The organism is Mycobacterium sp. TH-M116 (genome assembly GCF_057473685.1).
This window is the reverse complement of sequence record NZ_JBYCLC010000155.1, coordinates 1-11,460: the sequence shown is the minus strand read 5'-3', so window position 1 is coordinate 11,460 and position 11,460 is coordinate 1. Positions and strand designations below refer to the sequence as shown.

The window sequence follows — 11,460 nt, the reverse complement described above, 5'->3', positions numbered from 1 at the left end:
ATCTGCTCCCGCCCCTCGGCCGTGCGGTACTCGGGGGCGAATCCGAGGTCGTCGAGCAGTCCGAACAGTCGATCGACGGCCTCCGCGGCTCCGATGGCTTCTGCGACCGGCCGCTGAGCGGCGGACTGGGTCTTGTAGGCCCAGGCGCGCCCGGCGCCCAGCGCCTTGGCCCGTGGATCCCGTTCGGACGCAAGCGCCTCGGACAGGATCTCGGCGAGCATCCGGTAGTGCCGCGCTCCCCCGCGATCCATCTGCCGGACCGCCCGGAACATCAGCGCCGGGCGCCCGGGCCCCTTGCGGCCCGGATCGACCCGCTCCACCTGGCCGTCCCCGAGCAGTATGTCGAGGTGGAACCGGACGGTGTTGGGATGCACGCGCAGCACCTCGGCGATCGCGGCGATGCTCATCGGATCGGGCGACGCCCGCAACACCTGCAGCACCTTGCGGCGGCGGCCGACTGATTCCCGCGCTGGGGTGACCTCGAACATCATGCGTGCATCGTGTTCCTTCGGAAGTACCGGCGGCGCACCTCAGGCACCGGCTTTTCAACAATACCGTTCGTGAAAAGAACATCCGTGGGACCGACGGACATGAGGTGTCGACGTGGCGGCGAACGCCGGAAAGTCAGGCGCCGGGACGCTCTGCGCGGGAATACCTTTCGTTGGGACCGCGTTCGAGGGCCGGGACCGGAGCGGGTTGCGCGAGCCGGTAGACGTCGAGCAGGCGGGTGATGTCGCTGGGTGTGACGATGCCGACCACCTGGCCGCCGTCGACGACCAGGGCCCGGCTGCGCGGACCGACCGCCGCCATCCGTTCGAGCAGGGCGCCCAACGACTCCTGCGGTGCCGCGGTCGGCACCGCGTGCAGCGGCAGCGCGATGTCGTTCACGGTCGTGGTGGGGCGCCGAACGGGTGCGACGTCGCGCAGCTGAGCCAAAGTCACCAACCCCACGATCGACCCGTCCCGATCCTCGACCGGGTACGCCGAATGGCGGTCGCCCAGCACGTAGCGCTGGATCAGATCGTCGACGCTGATCCACCCGGGCGCGCGGTGCGGACGGGCCGTCATCGCGTCGGCGACGCGGACCCCGGCGAAGAGCTGCTGGGTCGATATCCGCGTCTCCTCCTCGCGGCTGGCGGCGAAGATGAACCAACCGATGAACGCCAGCCATACGCCGCCGACGAGGCTGCCCGTCACGAACTCGGCCAGCCCCAGCGCGATCAGGACGTAGGCCACCACCCGTCCGGCGCGCGCCGCGCCGATGCCGGCACGCACGACGTCGCCGTGGCGGCGCCACAGGTAGGCACGCAGCACCCGACCGCCATCCAGCGGGGCGCCCGGCAACAGGTTGAACAGGCCCAGCACCAGGTTGATCATCGCCAGCCAGGACGAAACGCCCACCACGATGGGGGCGGCGTGCGCGGCCTGCAGGCCCACGACCAGCCCGCCGAACATCGCCGCCAGCGCCAAGCTGGTGGCCGGGCCGGCGATGGCGATCCGAAAGGCCGCCTTGGGGGTCTTGGCTTCGCCGCCCAAAGTGGTCACCCCGCCGAACAGCCACAGCGTCACACTTCCCACCGACACCCCCACGCGGCGAGCGACGACGGCGTGCGCGAGCTCGTGAGCCAGCAACGACGCGAGCAGCACCAGGGCGCCGCACGCACCGGCCAGCCAGTAGCCGGCGGGCGAATAGCCTTTGACAGCGCTGGGCAACGTGCTCGCCAGGCTCCAGGTGAACAGCCACAGGATGACCAGCACACTCCAGTGGACTTTCACCGCAAAGCCGGCGATCCGCCCCAGCGGGATCGCATCTCCCATGTCGGAACCTCCACAACCCCTGTCGAACAACATCTTCGGTCGATGCACGCATTCGTCCCCACCGCAAAAGTAGACCGGAGCCGCAGCCGGGACTAGGGTCGTTCGGCCTCGCCGGAGCGGCCGATCGGCCCGCGGCTTCCCGGCCATCACCCGCGTAGGAGGTGCGCGCCGAGATTCCCGGCGTCGACCCGGCCAAGGACGTCGACATCACGGTCCGCGACGGGCAGCTCACCATCACAGCCGAACGCAGTGAGAAGAAGGAGTTCGACGGCCGTTCGGAATTCTCCTACGGCTCGTTCGTTCGCACCGTGCCACTGCCGGCCGGCGCCGACGAAGACGACATCAAGGCCACCTACGACAAGGGCATCCTGATTGTCTCGGTGGCGATTTCGAAGCCGGCGCCCGCCGAGAAGCACGTCAGGATCGCCATCAACAAATAACCGGATCCGGCTCGGCCCGGGCGCCAACGCCCGGGCCCAGCCACTCCAGACGTTCGGTGCGTCAATTGTTTTCGCTAGCGGAGCGGGGCCGCACCGGGCCAGGCGCAGGCGGCCGCTCCACCCGATGCTTGACCCCCAGCAGCAAGCCGCGCGTGCTCAGCGCGACCAGCGGCCGGACCAGCTCCATGGCGAAGACTTCGCCGGGGTGACGCAGCGAGATCCTGGTGCGGGTGAGGAGCCGCACGCGGTCCTCCCAGTGTGGCTGCAGGTGGAATGACCAGACCGCGTTCCAGCGCAGTTCCGGCCGGGCGGCCTGCAGCACGAGGTATTTTCCGGGCACGACCTCGGCGACGGTCAGCGCCACGCCTCCCGGCAGCCCCATCCAGCCCGCGGGAGCCAGACGCACGACGTCCCCGACGCCGCGCTGCTGCCATTCGGGTTGGATGCGGTCGGCGTCTCGATGCGCGAGGCCCAGCAGGTCTTTGAGCCCCGCGCAGCCGTAGAACCCGCCCCGGTCCTGACCCATCTGGACCAGCCAGGGCCAGACAGCGGCGACGGGCGCGTCGATGTACAGCGCCTCGGTGGTCTGGATCGCGGGATCGCCCACCAGGGTGTCGCCCGGCAGCGTCATCTGACACTCCGCCTTGGTCGCGCCCCAGTTGCGGTAGTACCGCCGTGCGGCGTAGAGCAGACCGGTCAGCGCCGCCGCCTGCGCGATTCGTTTCCTGACGTAGGCCACAGTTCGAGTCTGCGCGGCGGACCCCGCGGCCCGACAGGGTCGATGGTCCTCGCGGCCGCGCCGTTTCGCCCCGCGGATGTTCTTGCGGCGCGTTCCTCAGAGATGACCGTTCCTCAGAGATGACTATGAACCCTTCCACCGTCGGCCGCGCGATGGCACAATGGCGCCCGTCTGACGTGACTGGGCAGGTGCGGTCGCGGCTGAACAAAGGAGCAGGCGACTATGGGTGGCCATCTACCGCTGTTGTTGACCGATTCCGACTTGGACGATCTGGCCAGCGAGTTTCTGGACTCGCGATATGCCGGCCCTATTTACGCCGACTGGTCACCGGACCGCCGTCTCGATACGTTCCTGCGGCGGCATGGACTCGCCCGTGTCGCCGACGACGGCGATCTCTCCGACCTGGTGCTGGACCATGTCATGACCCATGTGGGCGTCGGCGACCCCGCCCCCCGCGTCGTGAAACCGCCGCGGGGAACGGGCCCGGCGCTCGGGGACTGAGCGCTGTACCGAATCCCCGTACCGCGGCTCAGGCGGCCTGCGCCTCTCGGCGCGGCCCGGCGAAGATCGCGTCCCTGATCGCGGCGGGCTGGAGAGCCTGCGACGCCTTGCGCGGGAAATCGTTGGGCAGCGACAACCGGAACACCTTCTTCCACGCCGAGGCCACCTGACGAGGCAGGCTTCCGGTGGTGTAGGTGAGCCCGTAGCGCTCGAAGATCTCCTGAACCTTCGGGGCGATCTCCTGGTAGCGGTTGCTGGGCAGGTCCGGGTACAGATGGTGCTCGATCTGGAAGGACAGATTGCCGGTCATGAAGTGCAGCAGAGCGTTGCCGGAAATATTCGCCGAGCCGAGCATCTGCCGCAGGTACCATTGCCCGCGCGTCTCCCCGTCGATCGAAGCCTTGTCGTAGGTCTGCACGCCCTCGGGGAAGTGCCCGCACATGATCACCGAATGGGTCCACAGGTTTCGGACCAGATTCGCGGTCACATTCGCGGTCAACGTCGTAGGCGCTGAGGGACCCGACAACAGCGGATGCAGCACGTAGTCGCGCATCAGGTGCTTGCGCACCTTGGCGAGCACTGTGGCGCCCTGTCGCCGGAACTCGTCCTTGTCGCTGCGCCCTTTGAGGTACTTGCCGATTTCGAGATCGTATGCGGCGATACCGTATTGGAACAAGCAGGCGTTGATGAAGTTCCACAACGGCTGCGCCAGATAAAAGGGCGTCCAGCGCTGGTCTTCGTCGACCCGCATGATGCCGTAGCCCAGATCGCGGTCCTTGCCGAGCACGTTGGTGTAGGTGTGGTGGACCTCGTTGTGGGAGTGTTTCCACATCGCCGCGGGTGAGGCGTTGTCCCATTCCCAGGTTGTCGAGTGGATCTTCGGATCGCGCATCCAGTCCCACTGCCCGTGCATCACGTTGTGCCCGATCTCCATGTTCTCCACGATCTTGGAGATCGACAGCCCGAAGGTGCCGATCACCCAGGCGGGCGGAAACAGCGAGACCAGCAGGACGGCGCGGCTCGCGAGTTCAAGCTTGCGCTGACCGGTGATGACACGACGGATGTAGGCGGCGTCGCGCTCACCGCGACCGGCCAGGATGTTCTCCCGGATGGCATCGAGTTCGCGCCCAAGGTTTTCGATGTCCTCATCGGACAGGTGGGCGGTCGGGTCGGTCTGTGTCGCAGTCATAGTGGCAGTCATCTTGGCTCCTTCAGTTCAGAGGTCGAGTTCGCATGCGCCTGCGGCGGCTGAGACGCAGGTTTGGATCTTCACGTCGTCGCCCGGGGCGGCGATGGTGAGGTCGCCGTTGCGCAGATCGCGCACGGCGCCCTGACGCAGCGGCGCGACGCAGCCGAAGCAGATGCCCATCCGGCAGCCCGAGGGCATCAACACTCCCGCCGCTTCGCCGGCGTCGAGCAGCGTCTGCGACCCGTCGGCGTCCACGACGGCACCGCTTCTGGAAAAGGTCACGGCGCCTCCTTCGCCGGCAGCGATGACGGCGGGGCGGAACCGTTCGATGTGCAACTGTTCGGCGATGCCGTCCGCGGCCCAGCGCTCTTGGATCGCATCGAGCAGCCCAGCCGGACCGCAGGCCCACGTCTGGCGCTCGGCGACATCGGGAACGATCTCGGTCAAGCGCGAAACGTCGAGCATGCCGTCTGTGTCGGTGTGCTTCTCCACCAACGTGATTCGACGCTGATGGGCCAGCATGCGCAGGTCCCATCCGAAGATGACGTCATCAGGAGTGGGCGCGGAGTGCACCACAACGATGTCGGGGGCGCCGCCGCCGACGCCCGCCATGTTGCGCAACATGCCCATGACCGGGGTGATGCCGCTGCCCGCGGTGACAAACAGAATTTTGTCGGGGGCCCGGTCGCCGAGGGTGAAATCGCCGGTTGCCTGGTCCAGTTGGATGACGGCGCCGACGGCGGTGCGGCGCACCAGGTGATTACTGACAACACCCCCCGGGATCGCCTTCACGGTGATCGCAAGGCAACCATCGCGCCGGTCCTTCTTCGAGGTCAGCGAGTACGCCCGCCACTGGCGCACACCGTCCACATCCACCCCGACGCGCACGTATTGCCCGGGTAGGTGCGGACGCCAACCGCGTCCGGGCTTGACCACCAGGGTGGCCGCGTCGCGGGTTTCGGGGTGGATCGCGATCACCCGCCCGCGCAGGTCGGCACCGGAACGCAGCGGATCGATCATGTCGAGATAGTCGGCGGGAATCAGCGGCGTGGTCAGCGGCAGAGCAATCCGCTCGGCAAGCTGCAGCACCCGGTCACGCACTGCGCCGACGAGGGCCGGCCTGGAGGGAGGTCGAGGTGCCGGTCGGGTTGCCAGAGTGGTCATAACACCATAGTTATGATCCTTGGATGTAAAGTCTTGAGTCATCCGCGTGAAAAACCCTCATTAGTTTGTTCGGGAGGAATAATTTTGTCCGAGCCATCGCTGCGGTTGAGCGGGCTGCAGCTCGACGAACCCGTGGTCAGGGCACTCGAGGCGATCCTGCCGGCGATGGCCGAACGCACCGTGACCGCGATCACTGTCGAGGTGCCCAGTTACGCCGACGCGTTCAGCGGACCGATGGGGCAGAACATCGAGAATGCGGTGCAGACGTCGCTGGGCGCGTTCCTGCGACTGGCCACCCGGGCGAAGGATTCCGACCACGGACCGCCGCTGTCACCGGCGCTGGACGGCGCCTACGAACTGGGCCGCGGTGAGGCCCGTCATGGCCGCTCCATCGATGCGTTGCTGTCGGCCTATCGCGTGGGCGCCCGGGTGGCCTGGCGGGAGTTGTCGACGACAGCGGTGGCCGCGGGGCTTCCCGCGTCGACGATTGCCAGATTCGCCGAGTTGGTGTTCGCCTACATCGACGAACTGTCGGCCTCCAGCGTGTCCGGCCATGCCGACGAGCTGGCCACCACGGGAAGGGTTCGCCAGCGCTACCTCGACCGGTTGGCCCACGACCTGCTCGCCGGCGAACCCGAGGCGACACTGCTCGCCGGCGCCGACAAGGCCGGCTGGCGGCACCCTGACTCGCTCACCGCGGTCGTGCTTCCGGTGGCCCAGACACCAGGGCTGGCAGCGCAATTCGGCCAATCAGTACTTCAGCTGACCGAAGACCTGCCGGGGATCGACGCGTCGGAGGCACTCGCGGCGGTGCTGGTTCCCGATATGGCCGGGCCGCGACGCAGCCGGCTGCTGTCGACGCTGTCCCAGCGACGGGCATGGGTGGGGCCCGCGCGCCCGTGGATGCACGTCCGGTCGTCCTACCATCGCGCGCTGCGAGCCCGGGATCTGCTGGGCACGGAGCGCAACGAAGCGCTCGACACGGACGACCATCTGGTGGAACTCGTGCTCGGCGCCGACCGCGAAGCCGCCGAGGATCTCCGCACTCGCGCGTTGGCGCCGCTGTCGCGGCTGCCGGACAATACCGCCGCGCGGCTCACCGAGACCCTGCGGTCGTGGATCTTGCATCAAGGCAGGCGCGACGCGGTGGCCGCCGACCTTTTCGTCCACCCTCAGACGGTGCGCTACCGGATGAGTCAACTGCGCGAACTCTACGGCGAGCAGCTCAGCGACCCCCGGACCGTTCTGGAACTGACCGTCGCCCTCGGCGCGGGGGCCGAGAAAATGTTGTCCCGGCGCTGAGACGGGAACTCTCGGAGGCTCAGGCGGTGCCGGTCGGCGCGGCGGTCGCCTTGAGGCAGAGCACTTCGTCGAGGCTCGCGCAGCCAAACCCGGACTCCCTGCTCCCCCGCCCGGACGTGACGACCCGGTCCAGGCGTTCGGTATCGAACATGGCCGGCCCGCTGACCTGCGCGGCAGCCAGGACGTAGCGGCCGGTGTCGGCATCACGACGGACCACATCGTCGGCCGCGCAGGCACCGGTCAACGTCACCGCATCGGCGAAGTTGATGCCCACCTGCACCACGTCGGCTTCGGCCCGCAGCACCGCGGTCAGGCGGGTGAGAAGATTGTCGGGCGCGAAAAACCGCCAACCCTGGCCGAGGTGGAGCCAGAACCGGGCGTCGACGTGGGGGCGAAGGGAGCCGACCGGGGCCGCCGGCTGGTCCTCGGCCCCGAGACAAACAATGTCGAGGAAACCGTAGCGATCTTGCAGCAGCGCGCGATCCTCGGCTGAGAGTCCAGCGTCGAACACCAGAAAACGCCCCACTCGCGACACGTCCAGGCAGCAGTGCAGAAACGAGTTGAGGGTCTGTTCGATGCTGTCGCGATCCGGCCCCGCCACCACGGTGACGACCACGTCGGAATCGCCCGGCCTCCTGGCCCGGCGCTGCACCAGATCAGTCACCACCGTGTCGGGGTAGCTGGATGCCGCGTCGATCATCATCGGCACGTAGACGTCGCGGTTGGCCGCGATCCGCCGGCGATCCTCCTCGGGGATGCCGGGGCGAGACAGCAGCATCCGGCACAAGGCGAACGTCTCGGCGTGCTTGCCGATCATCGACGCGCAGGCCGCCCACTCCTCGGCTGCGCGCCACGCGTAGACATCGGCCGGGGCCATCAACGTATCCGACTCAGGGAAAGGGATTTCGGCGGCAACCCTGGCGAACAGGTAACCGAGCCGGTAGCGATGATTGCCGCGATGCTGCTGGGCGATGACATACAGCGGCTCCGCCCGATTGGGCCGAACATCCCACGCCTGCAGGAGAACGTCCTGGGTTTCCGGCCACGGTGCCCCGAGTTGCACCATCGCGGCCGCAACCTGGTACAGCGCGTGATAGATCTCTTCTGTCGAGCCGCCCATCTCCGCCCGCCGCGCATACCACTTGCGTGCGTTGGCGAAATCACCCATGTCGAAATACGTCTGGCCCAAGTGAAGGACCGACCGGGTGTCCTCGGGATTGCGGCCGACCTCACCGAGCAGCAACTCGAGATCGCTGGCGAGTTTTTTCTGCGGATCCGCGTTACGCGCACCGAGCCGGCGGGATTCGATCAGATACTCTCCTTCCAGACGTTCGGTCACGCAGGGCTGATCACACACCGGCGTCTCGTGGATGACACCCTCGTAGCGCACGGGCAATCCGTCGCGGAACAACTGGGCGCGCCAGCAGTGCAGCCCGGCGGCGGCCTGCCCGACACGCATCAAATACATGTCGGCGCTCAGGCCGGTGAAATCCGGGATGCCCAGCACGGTGTCATCGGCGTCCATGACCCAGATGTAGTCACCGTGGCCCTGGGCCAGCACCAGCGCCTCGGAGCGGTTGTGGCCGAAGTCGCGCCACGGCCGTTCGTGCAACTCCCCGGGGATACCGAGACGTGCCATGTGATTCTTGATCAGATCCTGGGTGCCGTCGTCGGATCCGGTGTCGACGACCACCCACGAACTGATGTAGGGCGCGGTCGCATCCAGCACTTCGACGACGATGTGCGCTTCGTTGCGAACGATCATGTTGAGGCAGATCGCAGGGCGAGCCGCAGAGGAGTCAGACATTGCCACCGTCACGACGTCGTGGTGCCCGAAAGGTAAAGGCCGGAGAGTTCGTAGCCGATGTTTTTGAACCCGGAGACCCAGTTGGCGACGGTGTTGTCCAGGGTGCCGATGTTGCCGAACCCGGAGATGTCGTTGCCGAGGTTGGACACACCGGAGATGATGGTACCGAAATTGCCGTAACCCGAACCGAATTCGCTGCCTTGAGAACTCTGGTTGAACAAACCAGACAGACCCGAGCCGTCGTTGGCGAAGCCGGAGCTGCCTCCCGCGCCGGTGTTGAAGAAGCCCGATGACGGGGCGCTGCTGGTGTTCCCGAACCCGGGCGGCTCGGGGATTTCGAACCGCACGATGGTGGTGCCGGGCAGGGTGATGCTGGGGATGCCGATGGCCGGTGTGGTGAACCCGCCGATACCGATCGCGGGGATGGTGAAGGTCGACGTGACGATCTCGGGAATGTGGATCTGCGGCAACGTAAACGACCCGACCCCGATCGAGGGAATCGTCAACGCATCCGTGGTGATCTGCGGCGTATGAACCTGCGGCAACGTAAACGACCCCACCCCAATCGAGGGAATCGTCAACGCATCGGTGGTGATCTGCGGGATGTCGATCTGCGGCAACGTGAACGACCCCACCCCGATCGAGGGGATGTTCAGCGCGGGGGTGCTCAAACCCGGAGTCGAAGCGAACAGGTCCAAGCTGAATCCGCCGACGCCGATCGAGGGAATCTCGAAATGCGGGATGGTGAAACCCGGGGTTCCGGCATCCAGCGACAGGCTGAACCCGCCGATATTGACGCTGGGCACCGTGAACCCCGGGATGGTAAACGGCAGGACGTCGATGGTCGGGGTGTCGTAGAACGGACCTCCGTTGTCGCCGCTGACGGTGATCTGCGGCAGGCTGAAACCACCAATGGTGAAATGCGGGATGGTGAACGCCCCAATTTGCCCGCCGTAGAGCGTAAACGGGACGGTGTCGAGAAGCGCAACCTTACCGCCGATGATGCTTAATTCGAGGTTCAAGATCTGCATATTGTTGCTCTGCAACTGAACGCCGGGCACAGTGATTGTAGGAATATACATCCCCGGGAAGGATATTGATGGAGTATAAAATGCGCTCACTGATATATCAGGTGTGCTGAACCCAGAGATCTGAAAAACGGGCAGCGTGATCAGCGGTGTGGTGCCACTGGGCACGGTGATCGTCGGCGTGTTGAACCCCGGCACGGAGAGGTCGATCGGGATGGTCAACGCCGGGATGGTTATTTGGGGTATGTCCAGCGACGGCAGGCTGAACGCGGGCACGTTGATATCGATGGGCACGGTGAACGCGGGGATGTTCACCGACGGGATGCTCAGCGTCGGCAACCCGAAGCCGCCCACGACAATATCGGCGGGGGTGTGCACCGCGGGAATCGTGATCGGCGGAATCGTTAACGCCGGCAACCCGAACCCACCCACCGTGATGTTCGCGGGCGTGTTCACCGCGGGAATCGTGATCGGCGGAATCGTCAGCGCCGGCAACCCGAACCCACCCACCACGATGTCCGCAGGCGTGTTCACCGCAGGAATACTCACCGGCGGAATCGTCAACGCCGGCAACCCGAACCCACCCACCGTGATATCGCCCGGGGTGTTCACCGCAGGAATCGACACCGGCGGAATCGTCAACGCCGGCAACCCGAACCCACCCACCACGATGTCCGCAGGCGTCGTCACCGCAGGAATACTCACCGGCGGAATCGTCAACGCCGGCAACCCGAACCCACCCACCACGATGTCCGCAGGCGTGTTCACCGCCGGAATCGACACCGGCGGAATCGTCAACGCCGGCAAGCTGAACGCGGGAACGCTCACCGAGGGCACGTGGATCGGCGGCAACGTGATGGTCGGGGTGGCGATCTCGATCTGGACAGCACCCTGGCCGTTGCCGCCGAAAAAGAACCCGTTGTTCATGTTGCCCGAGTCGAAGCCGCCGGTGTTGAGGTTCCCCCAGTTCATGAAGCCGGTGTTGGCGTTTCCGGTGTTGTACAGACCGGTGTTGGAGGAGCCCGGGTTAAAAAAGCCGGAGTTATAGTCGCCCACGTTTTGGTTACCCGTGTTCGCCGTGCCGACATTCATGTTGCCGGAGTTGGCATCACCGGCATTGAACGAACCCGTGTTGGCCTGCCCCGAATTCCACATCCCGGTATCGTATTTGCCGGAATTCCCGAAACCGTAGTTTCCGACGTTGGAGTTCAGGAAGCCCGTGTTCCCGTCACCCGAGTTGAACAGACCCGAATTGTTCGTGCCCGAATTTAACCCGCCGAACCCGATCTGACCGTTACCGGTTAGCCCGATCCCGATGTCGTTGTTTCCGGTGTTCGCGATGCCGATGTTGAAGCTACCAGTGTTCGCGAAGCCCGAGTTGTAGTTTCCGAAGTTCCCGAAACCCAGGTTGAAGTCACCGTGATTCCCGATACCGCGATTGGACATCCCGAAATTCCCGGAACCCAGATTCA

Annotated in this window: 9 protein-coding genes and 1 pseudogene; 3 read left to right on the top strand and 7 right to left on the bottom strand. The window is 65.9% G+C overall.

Annotated elements, in window-relative coordinates; genetic code table 11:
* Both AC2VOK_RS07670 and AC2VOK_RS07665 read right to left on the bottom strand, forming a co-directional pair.
* Nucleotides 1–491 (bottom strand): helix-turn-helix transcriptional regulator (locus AC2VOK_RS07670; RefSeq protein ID WP_428899931.1); only part of this gene is annotated, 491 nt, incomplete at its 3' end.
* Nucleotides 492–624: 133 nt separating this feature from the next.
* Nucleotides 625–1,818: a site-2 protease family protein gene (locus AC2VOK_RS07665; protein ID WP_428899930.1), complete on the bottom strand. Its 1,194-nt coding sequence runs from the start codon at nucleotides 1,816–1,818 to the stop codon at nucleotides 625–627.
* Between the two features lie 158 nt (nucleotides 1,819–1,976).
* Here AC2VOK_RS07665 and AC2VOK_RS07660 point away from each other — a divergent pair.
* Nucleotides 1,977–2,258, top strand: a pseudogene (locus tag AC2VOK_RS07660) (Hsp20/alpha crystallin family protein); the annotation flags it as partial.
* A 61-nt stretch (nucleotides 2,259–2,319) separates the two neighbouring features.
* Here the strand turns inward: AC2VOK_RS07660 and AC2VOK_RS07655 are convergent.
* A complete protein-coding gene (locus AC2VOK_RS07655; RefSeq protein WP_343709722.1) occupies nucleotides 2,320–2,997 on the bottom strand; it encodes an SRPBCC family protein in 678 nt (225 codons plus the stop codon).
* A 246-nt stretch (nucleotides 2,998–3,243) separates the two neighbouring features.
* On the opposite strand from AC2VOK_RS07655, the gene AC2VOK_RS07650 reads away from it, so the two are divergent.
* Nucleotides 3,244–3,498 carry a hypothetical protein gene (locus tag AC2VOK_RS07650; RefSeq protein WP_428899932.1) on the top strand — a complete coding sequence of 85 codons (255 nt, stop codon included), beginning with the start codon at nucleotides 3,244–3,246 and terminating at the stop codon, nucleotides 3,496–3,498.
* 28 nt (nucleotides 3,499–3,526) lie between these two features.
* On the opposite strand, the gene AC2VOK_RS07645 is transcribed toward AC2VOK_RS07650, so the two are convergent.
* Entirely contained in the window at nucleotides 3,527–4,699 is a 1,173-nt protein-coding gene (locus tag AC2VOK_RS07645; protein ID WP_343709721.1) for a fatty acid desaturase family protein, read from the bottom strand.
* A gap of 15 nt (nucleotides 4,700–4,714) precedes the next feature.
* A complete protein-coding gene (locus tag AC2VOK_RS07640; RefSeq protein WP_428899929.1) occupies nucleotides 4,715–5,851 on the bottom strand; it encodes a ferredoxin reductase in 1,137 nt (378 codons plus the stop codon).
* Nucleotides 5,852–5,935: 84 nt separating this feature from the next.
* Here AC2VOK_RS07640 and AC2VOK_RS07635 point away from each other — a divergent pair, with 84 nt between their 5' ends.
* On the top strand, nucleotides 5,936–7,153 hold the full coding sequence (locus AC2VOK_RS07635) for a PucR family transcriptional regulator (protein WP_343709719.1): 1,218 nt from the start codon (nucleotides 5,936–5,938) through the stop codon (nucleotides 7,151–7,153).
* A gap of 19 nt (nucleotides 7,154–7,172) precedes the next feature.
* On the opposite strand, the gene AC2VOK_RS07630 is transcribed toward AC2VOK_RS07635, so the two are convergent.
* Complete coding sequence (locus tag AC2VOK_RS07630) at nucleotides 7,173–8,918, bottom strand: glycosyltransferase (protein WP_428899928.1); 1,746 nt, start codon at nucleotides 8,916–8,918, stop codon at nucleotides 7,173–7,175.
* Between the two features lie 50 nt (nucleotides 8,919–8,968).
* Nucleotides 8,969–11,460, bottom strand: a 2,492-nt coding sequence (locus AC2VOK_RS07625; protein ID WP_428899927.1) for a PPE family protein, incomplete at its 5' end; no start/stop codon positions are given.